This is a genomic window from Nocardia arizonensis, from assembly GCF_001310275.1.
Lineage (GTDB): Bacteria > Actinomycetota > Actinomycetes > Mycobacteriales > Mycobacteriaceae > Nocardia > Nocardia arizonensis.
The window spans coordinates 29085-49419 of sequence record NZ_LGYZ01000109.1 but is presented as its reverse complement, the minus strand read 5'-3'; the positions used below and the strand labels follow the sequence as shown (position 1 = coordinate 49419).

Genomic DNA, 20335 nt, shown 5'->3' with positions numbered 1-20335 from the left:
TCACTCCGGCAAGCCGCACGCTCCCCCGCCGTCGCGTACCCGCGGCATGGTACTGCACCGTCGTGAGCCCGTCGCGGTCACCGTGATCCGGCCGATGCCGTCGACGGGCTAGAGGCTATTGGCCAGCAGGGCGTACTGCGCCGCCACCTTCTGGCGAACGTCGGGCTCCTTGTCGCTGGTCACGATTCCGATATAGCGCTTGTAGGGCACATAGCACCGGTACTTGTAATCGCGTTCCTGATCGCCGCTGCTGTTGAGTTGCAGGCATTTCGCGCCGGGGACGTCCTTGGGCGCGGTGATCGGGTCGAAGTAACTGCCGACGGTGCCGACCAATCCGTCGAGCAGGGCGTGCGCGGCATCGGCGTCGCGGGCGCGGAACACCGAACTCGCGTCGACGATCGCGATCTTGTCCACCCCGGTGTCGGCCAGCAGCTTCTTGGTGACGGATTCGTCGTCGGCGGCGTGTATCTGGTGCTCGGGGCCGTAGACGGCGAAGGTGTCGGGATCGGGGGAGTGCCCCTTGCGCTCGGCCACCGCGACCCGTGCCAGCAGGCCGTCGGGATCGACCTTCAGTGTGTCGAGTTGGTTCACCGGCGTCGCGCGGAAGCCGTCGAGCGCGGGCACCTGGGCGGCGAGCGTGCGGTCGACCCAGTTGAGCAGGTCGGTGCTGTCGGCCCGGGGACGCTGGATGAACAGCGAGATCACGAATTCCCGGTAGGCGTGGAAAGCGCCGACGGTGGCGATGCCGGGACGCCAGTGCACATAGGCGTCCGGATATTTGGTGGAGGGCAATTTGCGGTTGTCGGGGGAGACGCCGAGGTCGGCGTCCTCGAGTTCGCGCGCGGCCAGTTTCGCCGAAGCCTCGTCCGGGAATCGCATCACCAGATTGGTGATGGCGGTGGCGTCCGCGGGCGGCTTCGTTTCGCCCTTGGGATCGGGTTTGTCGGCGCCGCCCGCGACGAATCCGACCACGAATTTGCGGTTGTCGAGCACCGGTTTGGAGACGTTGGCGACGAAGTCCAGTGCCGCGGTGCTGTCGCCGACCACGGTGGAGCCGCGGCCGTACTTCAGCGATGAGTCGACGGAGATGGCGGGCACCACGGCTTCCGACATCCGCATACCTTCGAGCAGCGACCCCTTGCCCGAGGATTCCTGGTCGTAGTGGTAGGCGTCGACCGGATAGGTGCCGACCTCGAGTTTGCGCACGTCCATCTCGCCCGGCACGGCTGTCCCCGAGATGCCCCCGCAGGCGCTGGCGACCCCGGCGACCAGCGCGCAGACCGCGACGAGTGCGATGCGCGAAATCCGAACCATGACAGGGCCCTCGTTCCTCCCGTATGTGCCATTCGAAGTTACCGGACAGATGCCGGGCTCAGCGACCGCTATCCGGGTGGTCACCCGGTGGTGGGAGAGTCGTCGCCGAAGGCGCCGGACCACTACCCTGTTGGGTATGACGACGACCCTGGACCCGGCTCGCGGCGGAGGCCGATACCGGTGAAGGATCGGCAGGTCGAGGTCGTCGCGGGCGAGCACGCCGTGGCCAGTGTGGCGGGTGCGCTGATCCTGGTCGGGCACCCGGGTCCGCGCCGGCTCACCCCGGATTCGCCCGCGGTCCTCGCCCTCGAGTCATTGGCCGAACTTGTCGTCGAGGCCGTCGAACAACAACCCGACGCGCCCGGCGCGGTGGTGGCTCGCCAGGCGACCCGCTGGCTGATGAAGGTCGCCGAGCAGATCAGTCCCGGGGTGCCGATCGATTTCGGCATCCTGTCCGAGGCCGAGGGCGGGGGACTGGCGATCTTCCTGCACGGCGCGGTGACGGCCGTGCTCGCCGACGACGACCGGATCGAGCTGTTCCGCGGCGGTGACGCGGCATTCACCGTCGACCGGGTGGCTCCGATTCCGTCGCTGGCCGCCGCCCTCTACGTCGACGGGGCCGACGGCCTCGTACCGGATCTGCCGCCGCGGCGGGGAATCGGCAGTCTCGTGGAGGGCATCGCGGAGGCGGGCGGCGCGATCGTGTGGTCGCCGCGGGGCCGCGCCGCGGCGATTCACAACGGGCGCACCGCCGCCCGTATCGAGCGCACACCGCTGCCGACCGCGCGGATCGACCCCGAGCCCGTGCGCGCACCGCGAGAGGCCGAGTCGATGCCGCGACCGCAGGTCACGGCGAATCAGGTGCCGACATCGATGCTGGATTCCCCCGTGGAACACCAGGATCCGCATCAGGCGGTGACCCAGCTCGGCGGAACCAATCCGGCGCCGCGTCCCGACCCGGATCTGCAACGCAGGCTCGAGGCCACCGCCAAGGCCACCGCGCTCACCGTGAAGGTTCTCGGATTCAAATGCGCCCGAGCCCATCCCAGCGATCCACGCTCGGCGTTCTGCACGGTGTGCGGTATGCCGGTGGATCAGACCCAGGCGCTCATCGAAGTGGTCCGGCCGCCGTTGGGCATGCTGGTCCTCGACGACGGCATGACCTACATGCTCGCCGCGGACGCGATCCTCGGCCGCGACCCCGAACACTCCGAGGCCGCCCAGCGCGGACTCGTCCCGCTCAAGGTGGACGACTCCTCCGGCGGCATGTCCAGGGCCCACGCCGAGATCCACCTGGTGAACTGGGATGTCACCGTGATCGACCGCGGTTCCACCAACGGCACCCGCACCCGGCTGCCCGGATATCGCGACTGGGTCCGGCTCACCCCGAATCAGCCGATGATCCTGGTGCAGGGCACCGAGGTCATGATCGGCAATCGGGTGCTGCGCTACGAACCCGCGGCGCCGCCGCCCTTCGGCGGTTAGCGCGCGAACGGCTCAGGAGTAGCGGGACATACAGGTGTTCTCGCCGTTCAGCACGCCCGCGCGGAAGGCGTCCACCCGGGAGAATCCGCTCGGCACGGTCTTGCCCTGTACGTCGCTGGCCGCGAGTCCGTCGTTGAGCAGACCCGACACCGCCTCGTCGAGATCGCCCGCGGCGAGGGTGATATCGCCCTCGGTCCTGGAGCGGTTCGGATCGGAGAGCTTGCCGGTGACCACGCCCGCCAGGCACGCGGCGCGCAGACCCGTCTTGGCGCCGACGAGCTTCTGGCCGTGGCTCTGCTGGACGGACAGGGTGTAGCGGGAGATGAACACCACGTAGCCGTTGTAGTCGCCGGTGACCTTCAGCGGCAACGGATTGTCCACGTCGGTGTCGGCGACACCGCGATCGGCCAGTTCGCCCACATCGGTGGCGATGGTATTGGTCGAGGGGCAGTAGGTCACCGGTGGCGTCACCGCGCCGTCACGGCAATCGATATTCGCTCCGGAATAGCTGAAGCTGGGTGACTTCGGCACCGGCAGTATCGCGTTCAGCGCCTTGCCGAGTTCGATCAGACTGTCCTTGGTGATCGGGTACTCCCCGCGCCGGTCGTCGCCCTCGAACGACTGCGGCAGATTGCCGCGCCGCTGGTTGATCTCGTCGATGTCGATTCTCTTACATGCCCCCGGACCGTCGGTGAACCCGATCTGCACCGCGGTGACGCGTTCGAAGGCCGAGCCGTGCACGCTCTCGGGATCGTCGGGATCGGAATCGCGGATGGCGACGGTGGCGGCCAGCACCGAATTCAGGCCGTCGGAGGTGTTGATGGTGAAGTGCGCGGCCTTGCCCTCGGCCGCGTGCCGCATGAACGCTCCGGCGAAGCAGTCGGCCTGCTGCTCCTTGACGATCACCGGGTCCTCGGCGTCGACGATCTTGCCCATGTTCTGGATGGCGTGGCCGTATTCGTGGGCGAGCACCATGACAACCGCCATCTTCCCGAAGGTCTCCTCCATCGTCGGCAACAGGACCTCGCGGTCCCAGCCGATGGAGTTGTCGAGTCGGCAGTAGGCGGCGTTGACCAGGTGGTAGGTGGTCTCCTTGCAGAATTCCCTGGCTTGGTTGCGCGGCGCCTTGGCATTCCAGGACAGCAGCCGGTCGACGGGGGTGAACTGGCCGTCGAAATAGTGCGCGTACTCCCCGCGCCAGTAGGTCTGGATATCGTCGATGGCGTTGAGCGCGAGGGTGTCGGTGCCGCCGCCGTCGCCGTCGGTGGCCGTGAGCGTGCTGTCGGGAACGTTCGCTCGCGGTCCGCTGGGACCGCTGGTTGTTGGCAGCCCCGCGACCTTGAACGGATCGTCGTAGACCGAGACCGCCCGCCCCGATATCGAACGCGTACACCCCGCCAGCAGCACCGTCGCGCATAGCAGCGCCGTAATGACCGCGGTAGCTCGGCGTTTCGGCAAGGCTCCCCCTCGGTCGGCCGGAAGAATCGTTCGCGTCGGTCGCCGGATCGGGACAAGAGGCGCGTCGGGGGCCCCGCCGATGTCCGGGTGATGGCATAGTATCCGCTGCATGTCTTCACCGGGGGCGCAGACCATCACCGTGCGCCATGATGGAACCGAACGGGTGTTCGATTCGAGCCAGAAGGTCACCATGGGTCGCGCGCCCGAGGTCACGCTGTTCGTGGACAGCCCGCTGGTCTCTCGGGTGCACGCGACTCTCGCCTGGCAGGGGAGCGGCTGGGTACTGACCGACAACGGAAGCACCAACGGCGTCTTCGTCGACGCGCGCAGGCTGAGTCAGCCCGTGACGATCGACCGCCCAACCCAGGTTCGCCTCGGCGACGCGATCAGCGGACCGCTGCTGCATCTGCTGCCGTCGGTGCCGCAGGGTCACCCCGCCCGCCCGCCGGTGTCGCAACCCCAGCCGCAGGCGCAGCGGCCGAACTATCAGCACCCCAATCGCCCGGCCCCCGCGCAGGCCCTCCGCCAGACGCCGCCGCGGCCCGCTCCGCCCCCGACGCCACCGCCCATTCCCCAGCAATCGGGGCCCCAGCACCAGGTGCCGCAGCAGTCGGGTCAGCAGCACCAGGTGCCACAGCAGTCCGGTCAGCAGCATCAGATTCCGCCCCAGTCGGTGCTGCCCCAGCCGGTGCCGCCCCAGCCCGTGCCGCCGCAGCAGCCGAATGTCAACATGACCACGCGCGCGGACACCTCGGCGCTGCCCCCGCTGCGCGCGCGGGCATCGACCGCGGCGATCGCGCGCGCCGATCGCCTGCCCGCGGGCGGGCTCGCCATCGGCCGCACCAGTGACAACCAAATCGTCGTCAACGACCCGCTGGCCTCGCGCAAACACGCGCGCCTGATCGCGGCGCCCGAGGGTCTGACCATCGAGGACCTCGGTTCGGCCAACGGCACCTTCGTCAACGGCACCCGTCAGCAGCGCACCGTGCTGCGCGAACGCGACATCGTCACCATCGGCAACGTCGATTTCGTCGTACAGCAGGGCGCGCTGGTGCACCGGCAGAAGCCGGTCGCCGAACAGGGTCTGCACGTGCACGGCGTCGGCTTCACCGTCGAGGGCAACAAACAACTGCTCGTCGATGTGAACATGCAGGCGGGCCGCGGCTCGCTGACGGCGCTGATCGGCCCCTCCGGCGCGGGCAAGTCCACGCTGTCGCGGCTCATCGCGGGCAGCACCCAGCCCTCGGCGGGCGTGGTCACCTTCGAGGGCCGCAATCTGCACGCCGAATACGAGGCGCTGCGCTCCCGTATCGGCATGGTGCCCCAGGACGACGTATTGCACCGCCAGCTCACGGTGCGCCAGGCCCTCGGCTACGCCGCCGAACTGCGACTGCCCCCCGACAACACCAAGGCCGACCGCCAGAAGGTGATCGACGGGGTGCTCCAGGAACTCTCGCTCACCGAGCACGCCGACACCAGGGTCGACCGGCTCTCCGGCGGTCAGCGCAAGCGCGCGTCGGTGGCGCTGGAACTGCTGACCGGCCCGTCGCTGCTGATCCTGGACGAGCCGACCTCGGGTCTGGATCCCGCCCTGGATCGCCAGGTCATGGTCATGCTGCGGGAACTGGCCGACGCGGGTCGCGTGGTGATCGTGGTGACCCACTCGGTCGCCTGCCTCGACATGTGCGATCAGGTGCTGCTGCTCGCGCCGGGTGGTAAGACCGCCTTCTGCGGTCATCCCGCCGGCGTCGGCGGCGCGCTCGGCACCAGCGACTGGGCCGAGATCTTCGCGAATGTCGCGGCCAACCCGGATCAGGCGTTCGCCGCCTACCGCTCCCGGCAGGCGTTCACGCCGCCACCGCCGCCACCCGCCCCGTCCCGGCCGGGCACTTCGGGCAGTCCGCCGCACGCGGGCGGTTTCAAGCAGTTCTCCACGCTTGCGCGCAGACAGATCCGCCTGATCTTCGCCGATCGCGGCTATCTCTCCTTCCTTGTCGTGCTGCCGTTCATCCTCGGCGCGCTCTCATTGGTGGTTCCGGGCAAGTACGGCTTCACCGAAAGCGGACTACGCCTCGACCCCGAGACCAACCAGCCGGTCCCGATCGTCACCTCCGAGGCGCAGCAGCTGCTGGTGGTGCTCATCCTCGGCGCCTGCTTCATGGGCGCGACGCTGACCGTGCGCGATCTGGTCGGCGAACGCACCATCTTCCATCGCGAACGCGCGGTCGGACTACTGCCCTCGGCATATCTGATGGCCAAGATCGCGGTCTTCAGCGTGACGGCGTTCCTCCAGGCGGCGGTTCTGGTCGCCATCACCCTGGTCGGCAAGAAGCCGCCGGCGGGTGGCTCGGTCATACCGTCGGGTCCGGCCGAACTGTATGTCGACATCGCGCTGACCGCGGTGTGTTGTGTGGTGTTCGGTCTGCTGCTGTCGAGTCTGGCGAAATCCAACGAGCAGGTCATGCCCATGCTGGTGGTGATGATCATGATCCAGCTGGTCATGGCGGGCGGTCTGATTCCGGTCACCGGCCGCCCGGGCCTGGAACAGCTGTCGTGGCTGTTCCCCTCCCGGTGGGGATATGCCGCGGCCGCGTCTACGGTGGATATCAAGTTGCTGTTCCGTAAGGCCGAGGACGACTCACTGTGGAATCACGAACCGGGGGTCTGGGCGCTCGACATCTCGTTGCTGGTGGTGATCACCGTGATCCTCGCCGTCATCACTTGGTCCAGACTGCGATTGAAGAAGTCCGCCGCGTGAACGGGCTACCGCGGCGCCGCGACCTCGCGATGGCGGGTATCGCGAGCGTCGCGCCCGGGTACCAGGCACACTTATGCCTGTGACGGTGCGAGTAGGGGCGGTGCATCTCGGATGGGATGTGGTGTCCGTGGCGGCGGGCGGCGCGGGGACACCGATCCGCCCAGTACAGGTGGAGGGGACGTATACGCCGCCGGCGTATCTGCTGGCCGACTCCTCGGGTCGGCTGCACACCGCCGGCGTCGACAGGCAGCGCCCCGACCTCGGTATGGCCATCGCCGACGTGCGTGACATCCTCGGGCACTCCCAGATCGTGATCGCCGGGGCCACCTGGCCCGCCGAACTGGTCTTCCGCGCCCGCATGTACAACCCGCTGGCCGCGGTCGGCAAATACCTGCGCGGCAAACCCGATGTGGTCGCGCTGCCGTACCCGGACGGCTGGCCCGAGGACAAGGTCGATCTGTTCGCCGAACTCGTGGAACAGCTCGACGTGACGGTCGAGCCGCTGCCGGAGAGCGTCGCGCTGTCGGGCTATGTGCGCGCCCTCGGTCTGGTCCGGGCGCCGAGCGCGCGCGATCCGCGCGGCGTCGGCGCGACCGGGGTGTATTCCGATGGCCGTACCGTGCTGGTGGTGGCCGTACACGGCGACGACGAGCAGCCGACCGAATCGGTGGACGTCCCCGTCACCGGCGAGGCCATGCGCGACGCGCATTCGGCCGACAACGTGGTGATCGAGGTCATGGCCGCGGCCCGCGCCATCGGCGCGGACACCTCGACGGTGCTGCTGTGCGGCAATGTGTGCTTCAACGATCCGCTGCGCCTGGCCTTCCAGAACCACCTGGGTCACCGCCTGCGGGTGGCCGACCATCCCATGCACGCCCTGGTGCTCGGCGCCACCCATCTGCTGGTGACCGACGCCGAGGCGACCGAGGGCGAGCCCGGCCCCTATCCCGAGGTGCCGCCCGTTCCGGCGCGGCAGGACGCCGCGCCCGCGCACCTGGTCCGCGGACAGGTCGCCCAGCCACAGCCGCCGGAACCCCGGCAGGTCCCCCCGCCCGCGCCGCCCGCGCGGCGGGGACCGGAATCGCCCGGGAGCCAGGTGGTGTCCTACGGTCCGGGCTATCCGACCGTCCATGCGGAGCCCCCGACCGGCGAGGAACCGACCACCCGGGTCACCCGGGAGGACGTGCAGCGCGCCTTGCCGCCCAACCTCGCCGAACTCGGCAGCCGATTCACCCGCCCGCCCGGTTCGCCCGACGAGCAGACCACCGTCCTCGGCCGTCCCGCGCCGCCGACCGGTCCGCCCGCCGGACCGTCCTCGCCGTATCCGCAGGCCCCGCCCCAGGGACCGCCACCGCCGTGGGCGCCCCGGGGCGAGGACGACGAGGACGATCCGTCGCGCAAGGGCAAGCGGTGGAATCGAATCAAGGACAACCTGTTCGGCGCGCACACCGTGGCGGGCTTCATCGTGCTGGCCGCGGTCGCGCTGCCGCACGAGTCGCCGCGGGTCGAACTGGCGGGTTCGTGGGAGACGATCGCGTGCGCGCTCACCCCGCAGGTGGATTCCGAACGCGGGTCCGGGATCACCTCGGTCCGCAAGCACGGGGCCGACGGTGAATGCCCGCAACCGAGCATCGACACCCTGCGCTTCGTGGTTCCCGGTCCGCCCGGCGCCGTCGACCCAGGGCCGCCGGTCGAGATCTGAGCCGATTCTTCGGTGGCGATACCCTCCTGGTATCGTGACCCGTTGGCGTGCGGCAGCACCGAGGCCCGGGTCTCCACCGGCCGCCGGGAACACCTCGAACGCGCGCCACCGGCTGGCAACACCGACGACAGACAGGGAACCACTGTGCCTACGTACAGCCCCAAGGCGGGTGACGTGACCCGTAAGTGGTACGTCATCGACGCCACTGACGTAGTGCTCGGCCGTCTCGCCGTCCAGGCAGCGAATCTGCTGCGTGGCAAGACGAAGCCGACCTACGCCCCGAACTTCGATGGTGGCGATTTCGTCATCATCATCAATGCCGACAAGGTCGCCATCTCCGGCAACAAGAAGTCGGACAAGCTGATCCACCACCACTCCGGGCACCCGGGCGGCCTCAAGTCCCGCACTGTCGGTCAGGTGTTGGAGAGCCGTCCCGACCGGCTGGTCGAGAAGGCCGTCAAGGGCATGATCCCGAAGAACAAGCTCGGCAACGCGATCGCGGGCAAGCTGAAGGTCTACGCGGGCCCGACGCATCCGCACACCGCTCAGCAGCCCATCCCGTTCGAGATCAAGCAGGTGGCCCAGTGACCGCTCCCGAGGAATACACCGAAGAGGCCGTTGAGGAGACCTTCGACGCCGACGGCAATGTCGAGGTCGTCGATGAGGAGTACGGCTACGAGGCCGAGCCCGCCACCTTCGCCCCGGTCGTGATCGACCGTCCGGTGCAGACCGTCGGCCGCCGCAAGGAGGCCGTGGTCCGCGTGCGCCTGCTGCCGGGCAGCGGCAACTTCGTGCTCAACGGCCGCACCATCGAGGACTACTTCCCGAACAAGGTGCATCAGCAGCTGGTCAAGTCCCCGCTGGTCACCGTCGAGCGCACCGAGTCCTTCGATATCCACGCTCGCCTGGTCGGCGGCGGTCCCTCGGGTCAGGCGGGCGCGCTGCGCCTTGCCATCGCCCGGGCGCTGATCGAGGTCACCCCGGACGACCGCCCCGCGCTGAAGCGGGCGGGCTTCCTCACCCGTGACCCGCGTGCCACCGAGCGCAAGAAGTACGGTCTGAAGAAGGCGCGTAAGGCGCCTCAGTACTCGAAGCGCTGATTTCGGCAGTGTCGGCCGTCGCCATCCGGCACCCTTATGGGGGCCGGTGGCAGGGTATGGTCGGCGCGGCAGCTGTTCGAGAGCAGGCTTCCAGCACCGCTGGTCGCCTGCTCTCGTGCTGTGTTCCCGAAGAAAGGGTGACGAGGAACGACAATGGGACGTTTGTTCGGTACCGACGGAGTCCGTGGACTGGCCAATGACTCGCTGAGTCCTGAACTCGCGATGGCTGTCTCCGGCGCCGCGGCGCAGATTCTCAGTCGCGGCAAGAAGCGCGCGCTCGCCGTGGTGGGCCGCGATCCGCGCGCCTCCGGTGAGATGCTCGAGGCCGCGGTGACCGCGGGACTGACCGCGTCCGGGGTGGATGTGCTCGCGGTCGGGGTTCTGCCGACGCCGGCCATCGCCTATCTCACCGGTCTCTACGACGCGTGCCTCGGCGTGATGATCTCCGCCTCGCACAATCCCATGCCGGACAACGGCATCAAGATCTTCGCCGCGGGCGGGCACAAACTCGATGACGCCATCGAGGACAAGATCGAGGCGATGATCGGCGCGGGCGCGGCCGAGCGGCCGACCGGCGCGGGTGTCGGCCGGGTGCTCAACGCTTCCGGCGCGCGCGACCACGGTCTGGTCATTCCGGATCAGTACAGCGTCGAGGGCACGCATGAGCGCTACGTGGAGCATCTCGTCGAGGCGACCGGTCAGGATCTGACGGGGCTCACGGTGGTGCTGGACTGTGCGCACGGCGCGGCCTCGGAGGTGGGGCCCGCGGCATTGCGCGAGGCGGGCGCGACGGTGATCGCCACCAACGCCGAACCCGACGGTCTCAATATCAACGACGGTTGCGGTTCGACGCATCTCGAGCATGTGCGCGCCGCAGTGGTCGAACACGGCGCCGATCTCGGGCTCGCCCTCGACGGCGACGCGGATCGCTGTCTGGCGGTGGACGCCGCGGGCCGAGTCGTCGACGGTGACGCCATCATGGCGATTCTGGCGATCGCCATGCGCGAGGCGGGCGAACTCGCGCAGAACACCTTGGTCGCCACCGTGATGAGCAATCTCGGTCTGCACATTGCCATGCGCGAGGCCGGAATCACCTTGCGCACCACGGCCGTCGGCGACCGTTACGTTCTCGAGGAGTTGCGGCGCGGACGGTTCACCCTCGGCGGTGAACAGTCCGGCCACACCGTGCTGCCGAGGTACGGCACCACCGGTGACGGCGTGTTGACCGGCCTGCGGCTGATGGCGCGCATGGCGCAGACCGGGCGCGCGCTGAGCGAGCTGGCCGCCGTCCTGCGCGCGGTGCCGCAGGTGCTGGTGAACGTGCGGGTCAGCGATAAGGTCGCGGTGGCGCAGGCACCCGAAGTGCGCGACGCGGTGCGCGAGGCCGAGCGGGTTCTCGGCGATACCGGGCGGGTGTTGTTGCGGCCGAGCGGTACCGAGCAACTGGTCAGGGTGATGGTCGAGGCGACCGATCCGGTGCAGGCCGAGCAGTTGGCCGACGATCTCGCCAAGCGCGTCGCCGCGGTGTAATAACCGCCGGTAAATCGATGCGTCTTCGTGGCGCTCTATCTCGTACTCGGCGTACTTCCCGGACTCCGAATGGGCGCATCGGTGAGTCCGATGACTCCGTGCGACCCGCGGGTCTACCCCGCATCCACGCGAACGCATCGAATTCGCATCGTTTATCCGTTACCATGACTATGTCGAGAAGATTTCGATCGCTCAGCGACGCCCGTGAGGACCGCGTCCCGCCGATATGGCTCTGAGCCGCCCCCTGTCGCGGGGCGCGGCCCTCACGGACGTCGCTCGCGGTCGATCCGTTGAGGCACTTTCTTCTGGGGAAGGTGGATCGATAGGCGGTGAATTCGTCGGCGGTGCGGCCGGATGCGGCCGATGCGGAGCCGGTCGCGGTGGTCGGCGACCGATGAACGTCAGTGTCGTGCTGTTCACCCGTGACCTGCGGGTCCGCGACAATCCCGCGCTGAGCGCCGGATGTCGCGCCGGCGCGACGGTGCCGCTGTTCGTCCTCGACGACGCCATTCTGTCGGGCCGCTCGGCCACCCCGAACCGAGCCGCCTTTCTGGCCGCCGCGCTGGCCGAACTCGACGGTGAGTTACGCGCGATGGGCACGCGGCTGGTGGTGCGCCGCGGGTCGGTCGTGGCGGAGGTAGACCGGGTCGCCGAGCAGGTCGGCGCGAATACCGTGCACCTCGCGGCCGATGTGAGCGCCTACAGTCGGCGGCGCGAGAGCGCGCTGCGACTGCGCCTCGGTGAGCGCGGACGCGAACTGCGGGTGCACGAATCCGCGGTGATGACCGTCGCGCCCGATGCCGTGACACCGTCCACTGGTCGCGACCATTTCGCCGTCTTCACCCCGTATTTCCGCCGCTGGCAGCAGGTGCACCGGCGCGCACCGCTGTCACGGCCGACCGGTCCGGCCCTGCCGCCGATCGCGGCGGGCGAGCTGCCCCTGGCCGCGGACATCTGCGCGGGCGAACCCTCGCCGAAACTGTCGGTCGGCGGTGAGCGGACCGGCCGTGAACTGCTGCGGGAGTGGCTGTCCGGGCCGATCGGGCAATACGCCGCGCGCGGTGACGACCTGCCCGCGGACGCCACTTCGCATCTGTCGCCGTATCTGCATTTCGGGTGTCTGTCGGCGGCGGAGATCCTGCACCGCACCGATACCGACGACGAGGGCGGACTGGCATACGCGCGGCAGCTGGCCTGGCGCGATTTCAACCATCAGCTGCTCGCCGCCCGGCCCGAGGCGGCATGGCGCGACTATCACGATCGGTCGATCACCTGGCGTGACGATCCGAACGCGGCGCGGGCGTGGTGCGAGGGCAGGACCGGCTATCCCATCATCGACGCCGGAATGCGTCAATTGCGCGCCGAGGGCTGGATGCCGGGGCGCGCGCGTTTGATCGCCGCGAGTTTCCTGGCGAAGACGCTGCGGGTCGACTGGCGGACGGGCGCCGAGCACTTCCTGCACTGGCTGGTGGACGCAGATATCGCCAATAACCAGCTGAATTGGCAGTGGGCGGCGGGCACCGGCACCGATACCCGGCCCAACCGGGTGCTGAATCCGCTGCGGCAGGCCGAACGATTCGACCCGGACGGTACGTACGTGCGCCGGTGGGTGCCGGAGGTGGCGCACCTCGAGGGCGTGGCCGCGCATCGTCCGTGGCGCGAAAAGGGCGGTGTCGCGGGCTATCCCGCTCCGATCATCGACGTCGCGGGCATGTAGCGGAGGCGTGGTTGTCCACAGCGGTTCGGTTGTCCACAGGACGACTGTTTCCGCAGGACGGTCGAATCCGCCCGGTGTGCGTCGCGGCGAGACTCGAACCATGCGACCAGGACTGCAGCAGGCACGGGACAGACAATTCGGCGCGTTCGCCGCCTGGCAGGTGTTGTGCGAGTACACCCGGGGCGAAATGCGAACGCGGGTCGAGAGCGGCGAATGGGTGCGCGTGTTCCGCGGTGTGTACCGGGAGGCGTCGACACCGCCGGTACCCGAACTCCGGGTCGAGGCCGCGCGGCTCTCGACCGGCCTGACCTCGGTGATCGCCGCCTATAGCACCGCCGCCGAACTGCACGGTCTCGCGGTGCCCGCGACGACGGTGACCCATGTGTTCGGCGCCCGTGCGGCGCGCTCGGGCCAGCTGTGCGTGCACCGCGAGCGCGTCGACACCACGGAATCGGAGCTCATCCGTGGCACGCTGACCACCACCGCCGCGCGCACCGCGGTCGATATCGCCCGCACGGCGAGTCCCGTCGCGGCCGCGGCCGTACTCGAAGCCGCCGTCGCACACGGCCTCAGCGCCGAACAGCTGTGGCGGGAGGCACTGCGGCACCGTGGCAGGCGCGGTCACGCGCAGGCGTTGGCCCTGATCGCGCGCTGCGAGTCGGACCCGGTAGCGTGCGAATCCGTTGAACAGCAACGGGATTGCGTCGATCTCACCGGCCGTGAACGCCCACATCCCCGGTCCGAGTGCGCCGGGGATATCGTCGCGGAACCGGCCGGTGGCGTCGCGGAGCGGACCGTCCCGGGTTTCTGTTCCCGGGGAGTCAGTCCTCGAGCAGCCTGCCTTCGTCCATGCGCCAACGGCGCGTGGAACGGACCGCGTCGAGCATGCGCCGATCATGGGTGACCAGCAGCAGCGTGCCGGTGAAGGAATCCACCGCCTGTTCCAGTTGTTCGATCGCGGGCAGGTCGAGATGGTTGGTGGGTTCGTCCAGCACCAGCAGATTCACCCCGCGCGCCTGCAAGAGCGCGAGTGCGGCTCGGGTGCGCTCGCCGGGCGACAGGGTGGCGCAGGCGCGGTTGACATGCGGTCCGCGCAGGCCGAATTTCGCCAGCAGCGTCCGCACATCGGCGTCGGGCCAGTCCGGCATCTCGGCGCCGAAGGTGTCGGCGAGCGGGCCGGGTCCGCGGAACAGGCCGCGCGCTTGGTCGACCTCGCCGATCGCGACACCCGAACCCACCGTGGCGGTACCGCTGTCCGGCGCGAGGCGGCCGAGCAGCAGGGCCAGCAGCGTCGACTTGCCCGAACCGTTCGCACCGGTGAGCACGATGCGGTCGGCCCAGTCCACCTGCGTGGTCACCGGGCCGAGTGTGAAATCGCCGCGGGTGATGACGGCTTCGGTCAGCGTGGCGACCACCGCGCCGCTGCGCGGGGCCGCGGCGATGGACATATGCAGTTCCCATTCCTTGCGCGGTTCCTCCACCGCATCCAGTCGTTCGATGCGGCGCTGGGTCTGGCGGGCCTTGGCGGCCTGCTTCTCGGTGGATTCGGCGCGCATCTTGCGGCCCGCCTTGTCCGAATCGGTCTTGGCTTTGCGCCGCGCGTTGCGTACACCGTGTTCGAGCCAGTTGCGCTGCATCTGCGCGCGGGCCTCGAGTTCTGCCTTGGTGTCGGCATATTCCTCGTACGCGGCGCGCGCGTGCTTGCGCGCGATAGCCCGTTCGGCCAGGTACGCCTCGTAGCCGCCGTCGTAGGTGCCCACCTGCTGCTGCGCCAGATCCAGTTCGATGACGCGGTTCACGGTGCGCGCGAGGAACTCCCGGTCGTGGCTGATCACCATGAGCGGCACCCGCACCGAGGTGACGAAGCGTTCGAGCGTCTCGAGTCCGGCCAGATCCAGATCGTTGGTCGGCTCGTCGAGCAGCAGGATGTCGAAACGCGAGAGCAGGACGGAGGCCAGTCCGGCCCGCGCCGCCTGACCACCGGACAGACCCGTCATCGGGGTATCCAGCCCGTCGGCGAGCGAGGTGCTCAACCCGAGGTCGTCGGCCACCTCGTGCGCGCGCTGGTCCAGATCGGCGCCGCCCAGCGCCAGCCAACGTTCCAGCGCCGGGGTGTAGTCATCGTCCCCGCCCTCGGCCAGCCGCTCGGCCGCCGCGTCCATGGCGTGCTGCGCCGCCGTGACTCCGGTCCGGCGGCCCAAAAAGTCCAAGACGCTCTCGCCGGGGACCCGTTCGGGCTCCTGAGCCAGATAGCCGATGGTGGCGTCGGGCGGGCTGAGCGTGATGGCGCCGGTGGTCGCCGCGCCGTGCGCGAGCATGCGCAGCAGCGTGGACTTGCCCGCGCCGTTCACCCCGACCAGGCCGATCACATCGCCCGGTGCGAGGGTCAGGTCGAGGTCGTCGAACAGGACGCGTTCACCGTGTCCGGCCGACAGTCCGCGCGCGTGCAATGTAGTGCTCACCCGATGAAGTCTGCCGTGTGCGCGCCGCGCACCCGCATCCGCGGTCGGGCCGGGGTTCACCCTGACCCGCGTGCCCGGGAAGTTCAGGGTCGGAATCGGGCTCGGGACCGATGCGCCGAGGCGTCCGCGCGAGGAGAGTCGATGGCATACCAGCCGACTCCGAGAGGGGAATCCGATGACCGCGCCCGTTCGCCGCCTCACCCGTTCCAGCACCGACAGTTGGATCGCCGGGGTCTGCGGTGGCCTCGCCGAATACTTCGGCTGGAACGCCACCGTGATCCGACTGCTGTTCGTCCTGTCCTGCCTGCTGCCCGGTCCGCAGTTCATCATCTACATCGCGTTGTGGCTGATCATCCCGAAGAAGTGAGCCGCCCGACCCGATAAGCTGCTGCGTCGGGGCCGAGCGGATGTCAGGATGGGATTAACCCGCCGAATTCACCGGCCGCGCACCGTCAGACACGAGTCCCGCCGAGGAGGAGTCATGATCCATTCGGGTGAGTTTCCGCTGGACCTGCCCGATATCGACGCCTCCTCGCCGCTCGAGGGGTTCGGCCCCGTCGAATTGAACCACCCGACCCAGGACATCGACGGCGACGGCATCCTCGACACCGAGACCACCGTCGGTGACGACGCCATGCAGGTCTGGACCGATTACGACCACGACGGTATCGCCGACCACCTCACCGTGGTCGAGAAGGACGGCGATTACGCCGCCTGGGAATTCCACCACCACCCCGACGGCACCTCGGGGTGGGTCCGCACCGACCACGGTGAACTCGGCAAGTAGGTGCCGCCAGGCGATTCACCGCGCAATCACTGTTCCCGGCAGGGGTTTCCGGGCCGTGAGCACCGGGCTAGACTGTCCGGCAACGGCCCCCGAACGCCCGCCCCTTCGAGGGGAATGATCGGCCGCAGGCTGCAATGATCCGCGTGGAAATCACGCGGATCATTGGAACCTGCGGAATTCGGCGGAACCGTGGTCCCGCCTCGCACGTCGAAGGTATTAGGCACATACAGGACACGGAGGGGCGCAATGGGGCAGACGGTGTCGGGGGGAATCGTCGTCGACCAGGCCGGAATGACAGTGGCCGTGAACGAATTGACCGCGACGGCGAGCACCGTGCGCAACTGCGTCGGCAGTATCTCGGCCACCCTGTTCGGCGCGGGACGCAATGGCGTCGAGAGCGAGGCGGGACGCGCATACGCCGCGCACGGTCAGAAGGTGCACGCGGGGATGGAACGCGTGGTCAACTGGCTGAATATCTGGACCACGGCCACCGAGGACGCGGCGAGCGCGATCGGCAAGGCGACCATCGAACTCATCGATGTCGATGAGAACAACGCCAGGAAGACCGACAGGATCTGACGGCGCCGGGGGAGTAATGAACTCGTCGATCGGAAGGGGTTGCGCGTAAATGGGTGCGGTGGAAGGCTTCTCGGAGCGCATGCGCGACAGGTCGGTCGACGAGATCCTCGACCAGGGCGCGGCGGGCATGCAGTACTGGATTCAGCTCGCGCCGCGTTACAGCCGGGCTTTCGATGGCGACGGCGGCAATTCCCTCCAACGGATCGAAGCGCTCTACGACGAGCAGCGGGGCATGAACCTGGCGAAGCTCGAGGCCGCCGCCGACAGCATGAACGAGATGCTGACCGTCGCGAGCGAACAGGGTACGACACAGGAACAGATCGCGCGCAGGCTGCCGTCGCTGTGGCAGGGCGCCGCCGCCGACGCGGGTATCCAGCTGCTGAACAGGCAGAACACCCTCGCCGCCGACGATCGCGAGAAGGTGCGGGCGGCGGTCGACACCATACGCGCGACCATCACCCCCTTCCGCGACGCGGTCGTCGCCAAGGCCGAACTCACCCTCGGACTGCTGCACGGGCAGGCGGATGTGCGGGTCGACGGTAAGGCCCCCGAGGACATCGACGCCATCATCGCCGGCGCGCGGACCGAGTCGATGGTGAGCCGGCTCGCCGATGGAAACACCCTCGCCGGGAAGTTGATCCAGCTCTTCCCCGATCTGGCCGCGACCAACAGCCCGGTGGACTTCGTACAAGGCATGGGTTCGGCCGATCTCACGTCGATGGTCTCGGATCCGAACTACGTCGAGAGAATCAGGGATCGCTGCCGGGTGTGGCTCGAGAAGGTCTTCAAGGTCCAATACGACGACACGGTCACCACGTACCTGACGCAATGTCAGGCGACCGATACCGCCTTCGAGACCCAATACACCACCCTGGCAGCGGTATTCGCGCAACTCGATGACGATCCGTATCCGGCGCCCGTGGGAGGTGCGGATACCGAGCCGTCGCAAGACAATTCGCAGAACAGTCCGTCGCAGAACAGTCCGTCGGGGAATACCCCCTCGGGCGCGGGCAGTCCGTCCGGCGCCGATAATGCGTCGGGCGCCGGTAACCCCTCCGGTACGACCGACCAGTCGACCAAGACGAATCCGTCGTCCACGAACACTCCGACGGCCAATACTCCCTCCACGGCAAGTACCCCTTCCACGGCCGATACCCCCTCCACGGCCAGTGCCCCCTCCACGGCGAATACCCCGTCGACCAACCTGAATACCGGCACGACGAACTCGCTGAGTTCCTTGCAGGGTCTGGCCTCGATCAACCAGATCGCCTCGACCCTGACCGGCGCGGCGAACAGTGCGGCCCAGACAATCGGCGCCAACCTGAGCTCGCTTGGCGCCACGATCAAGGACGGCATCGATGACGCGCTGGAGAAGGTGGAGCAGGCGACCGGCAAGAACCAGGCCGACCGGCCCCTGGCCGAATTCGATATCGCCGGAAAGCATCTCACCCTCGAGGTCGGTGCGGACGGACAGCCGAAACTGCTGGCCACCGATGCCGACGGCACGAAACACGAATACAGCGTGAAGCTGGACGAGCACGGCATCCCGACCCTCGTGGACAGCGTGAAATCCGAGCACGGCGCGGGCGAGCCCGCCAAGGACGGAAGCGACAGCGGCGCGTCCGAGAACGGGTCGGAAGACAAGGGCGGCGACGCCGCGCCGAAGTCGTCGGAGCAGCCGAAGCACCAGAATCCGACGGGCGGCTCCGGTTCCCACACCGGCGGCGGCGCGTCGGACGGTGACCAGGGCGCCTCCTCGATCCCGAAGGTTCCGCCTGTGCCCCGTGGGGAGGAGGACGGCGAGCACAAACCCGCGCCGATGCCTGCCACGGGTGTGGAGAATCAGCGGCAGGTCCCCGACAGCGGTGCGCGACTGGCCGAGGCGGGACCGCTGTGAGCGGGAAGTCCGCCGCGGCGCGCGCGGAAGGGGAGCGGGTGTGAACTACGCGGCGGAGATCGAGCGGGTGGCGGCCGAGACCCGCAGACGCTCGGCGCTACTGCGCGCCGAATTGGCCGATATCCACCGTCGCACCGAGGAGACGGCCCACCGGCTCGCCGAGGAGTCCGCCGCCGATATGGCCCGGTTCTTCGAGGACAGGGCCGACGACTACGCCGAGGCGGTGGCGCAGGCACAGGCGCGGGAGCGCGAGGAGGCCGAGGCGCGCGCCGAGCGGGAACGGCTGGAGGAGCACTCCCGCGAGCAGCGCGCGGCGATCGCGCGATCGATCGCCGCGCGCCGGGCCAACGACATCGTCACCCCGATCGACGAGGACGACGATCCCGAGGGCGCGTACTACCGGCGCAAGAGCTGGCTCATCTGAGCCGACCAGGCTATTTGCGCAACAGGCTCACGATCGTGCTGAGGGAGATCTTGGGCTTCTCCTCCTCGCGCGGCGCGTGCGGATCGACCACCTCGCTGTGCGGGATGACGGTCTCGGGATCGGCGAAGGGCTGGTACTTCTCCTCGCCGAGCAGGGTGTGCAGCAGATAGCCGGTGAGCAGCCCGCGGGTGGTCCTGGCGATCTTGGCCTGGTACTTGCCCACACCGAAGGCGGCCAGTGCCCGGCGGCCCTCGATGATGCCGTTGTGCGAGGCGCCGTCGAGCACGCGCAGGATGGTGGGACCCGCCCACGCGCCTGCCAGCGGTACGGCGTTGGAACTCACCGATTCGAGATCGGCGGCGCCGGCGAGGATGAGCGCGGGGCGGTCGATATCGGCGGCGATCCGCTCCGAGGAAGGCGCGGTGGGAGACGGGAACAGCGCGGCCACGGCGGCGACATCGCGCTGCCCGGCCGCGATCACGGCCGCGCCCGCGCCCATGGCGTGCCCGGCCAGAACGAGCCGGTCCGGATGCACGCTGATCTGTCCGTCGCCGAGGCGGACGCCCGTGCAGATGTCGAGGGTGGTGAGCAGATCGGTCGCCAGATCCAGATGTGACGGAATCGGCCCGCGCTCGGTGTCGGGTGCCGCGATCACGAAACCCCAGGAGGCCAGGTGTTCGAGTAGCTGTCGGTAGTGCGACACGCCGGTCAGCCAGCCGTGCGCGAAGGCGATCGCGGGCAGGTTCTTACCGGACTCGGGCGTGTAGACAACCCCGGGCTGCCCCGCTATGGCCAGGTTTCCGCGCAGTACCCGGTGCGGGCCACGGCTGGTCAGGGTGCTCAAAAGAGATTTCACAGACGCCGACACGACGAGAACGTTATCCGATAAGTGGTCCGGGGAGCCATGTGCGCAATCGTTGGCTACGTCGGATACCGGGACACACTCGGCATAGCCGTCGACGCGTTGCGCCGCATGGAATATCAAGGCGCGACGCCGCGGGCGTTGCCACCCTCGGCGGTTCGGGCGCGGTCGCGGCGGAATCGAAGGCCGGTCCACTGTGTGAGCTCGAGCACGACCCGATCGCGCTGCTCGAGGGCGATCCGCCCGATTACGCGGCTACT

17 protein-coding genes are annotated in these 20335 nt (G+C 68.7%); 13 read left to right on the top strand and 4 right to left on the bottom strand.

Annotated features, from left to right (window positions below):
* Window positions 1-108: 108 nt before the first annotated feature.
* Complete coding sequence (locus tag APZ21_RS25235; protein WP_054815766.1) at window positions 109-1314, bottom strand: DUF7373 family lipoprotein; 1206 nt, start codon at window positions 1312-1314, stop codon at window positions 109-111.
* Window positions 1315-1494: 180 nt separating this feature from the next.
* On the opposite strand from APZ21_RS25235, the gene APZ21_RS25230 reads away from it, so the two are divergent.
* The gene (locus tag APZ21_RS25230; protein ID WP_054815765.1) at window positions 1495-2799 is read left to right on the top strand and encodes an FHA domain-containing protein; all 1305 of its coding nucleotides are present in this window, start codon (window positions 1495-1497) and stop codon (window positions 2797-2799) included.
* Window positions 2800-2811: 12 nt separating this feature from the next.
* Here APZ21_RS25230 and APZ21_RS25225 read toward each other — a convergent pair whose 3' ends face one another.
* Complete coding sequence (locus tag APZ21_RS25225; RefSeq protein ID WP_054815764.1) at window positions 2812-4257, bottom strand: neutral zinc metallopeptidase; 1446 nt, start codon at window positions 4255-4257, stop codon at window positions 2812-2814.
* Between the two features lie 109 nt (window positions 4258-4366).
* Between APZ21_RS25225 and APZ21_RS25220 the strand changes: the two genes are divergently transcribed.
* From APZ21_RS25220 to APZ21_RS25190, 7 genes are all read left to right on the top strand, one after another.
* Complete coding sequence (locus APZ21_RS25220) at window positions 4367-7015, top strand: FHA domain-containing protein (RefSeq protein WP_054815763.1); 2649 nt, start codon at window positions 4367-4369, stop codon at window positions 7013-7015.
* A gap of 73 nt (window positions 7016-7088) precedes the next feature.
* On the top strand, window positions 7089-8717 hold the full coding sequence (locus tag APZ21_RS35795; RefSeq protein ID WP_054815762.1) for a hypothetical protein: 1629 nt from the start codon (window positions 7089-7091) through the stop codon (window positions 8715-8717).
* 144 nt (window positions 8718-8861) lie between these two features.
* Window positions 8862-9305 (top strand): 50S ribosomal protein L13, encoded by a 444-nt coding sequence (rplM, locus tag APZ21_RS25210; protein WP_054815810.1) that lies wholly within the window; start codon window positions 8862-8864, stop codon window positions 9303-9305.
* Complete coding sequence (gene rpsI, locus APZ21_RS25205; RefSeq protein WP_054815761.1) at window positions 9302-9817, top strand: 30S ribosomal protein S9; 516 nt, start codon at window positions 9302-9304, stop codon at window positions 9815-9817. The genes rplM and rpsI overlap by 4 nt, the downstream gene beginning before the upstream one ends.
* 153 nt (window positions 9818-9970) lie before the next feature.
* Complete coding sequence (gene glmM, locus APZ21_RS25200; RefSeq protein WP_054815760.1) at window positions 9971-11347, top strand: phosphoglucosamine mutase; 1377 nt, start codon at window positions 9971-9973, stop codon at window positions 11345-11347.
* Window positions 11348-11741: 394 nt separating this feature from the next.
* Window positions 11742-13064: a cryptochrome/photolyase family protein gene (locus APZ21_RS25195; RefSeq protein ID WP_054815759.1), complete on the top strand. Its 1323-nt coding sequence runs from the start codon at window positions 11742-11744 to the stop codon at window positions 13062-13064.
* Window positions 13065-13164: 100 nt separating this feature from the next.
* Entirely contained in the window at window positions 13165-13968 is an 804-nt protein-coding gene (locus APZ21_RS25190) for a hypothetical protein (protein ID WP_054815758.1), read from the top strand.
* Here APZ21_RS25190 and APZ21_RS25185 read toward each other — a convergent pair.
* A complete protein-coding gene (locus tag APZ21_RS25185; RefSeq protein ID WP_054815809.1) occupies window positions 13886-15526 on the bottom strand; it encodes an ABC-F family ATP-binding cassette domain-containing protein in 1641 nt (546 codons plus the stop codon). The genes APZ21_RS25190 and APZ21_RS25185 overlap by 83 nt on opposite strands.
* 175 nt (window positions 15527-15701) lie before the next feature.
* On the opposite strand from APZ21_RS25185, the gene APZ21_RS25180 reads away from it, so the two are divergent.
* From APZ21_RS25180 to APZ21_RS25160, 5 genes are all read left to right on the top strand, one after another.
* Window positions 15702-15893: a PspC domain-containing protein gene (locus APZ21_RS25180; RefSeq protein ID WP_054815757.1), complete on the top strand. Its 192-nt coding sequence runs from the start codon at window positions 15702-15704 to the stop codon at window positions 15891-15893.
* Window positions 15894-16007: 114 nt separating this feature from the next.
* Entirely contained in the window at window positions 16008-16313 is a 306-nt protein-coding gene (locus tag APZ21_RS25175) for a DUF6802 family protein (protein ID WP_054815756.1), read from the top strand.
* 246 nt (window positions 16314-16559) lie between these two features.
* Window positions 16560-16892 carry a hypothetical protein gene (locus APZ21_RS25170; protein ID WP_156371324.1) on the top strand — a complete coding sequence of 111 codons (333 nt, stop codon included), beginning with the start codon at window positions 16560-16562 and terminating at the stop codon, window positions 16890-16892.
* A 49-nt stretch (window positions 16893-16941) separates the two neighbouring features.
* Window positions 16942-18789: a hypothetical protein gene (locus APZ21_RS25165; RefSeq protein ID WP_054815754.1), complete on the top strand. Its 1848-nt coding sequence runs from the start codon at window positions 16942-16944 to the stop codon at window positions 18787-18789.
* A gap of 40 nt (window positions 18790-18829) precedes the next feature.
* Complete coding sequence (locus APZ21_RS25160; protein ID WP_054815753.1) at window positions 18830-19213, top strand: hypothetical protein; 384 nt, start codon at window positions 18830-18832, stop codon at window positions 19211-19213.
* Window positions 19214-19223: 10 nt separating this feature from the next.
* Here the strand turns inward: APZ21_RS25160 and APZ21_RS25155 are convergent, their stop codons facing one another.
* The gene (locus APZ21_RS25155; RefSeq protein ID WP_054815752.1) at window positions 19224-20081 is read right to left on the bottom strand and encodes a dienelactone hydrolase family protein; all 858 of its coding nucleotides are present in this window, start codon (window positions 20079-20081) and stop codon (window positions 19224-19226) included.
* Window positions 20082-20335 lie beyond the last annotated feature (254 nt).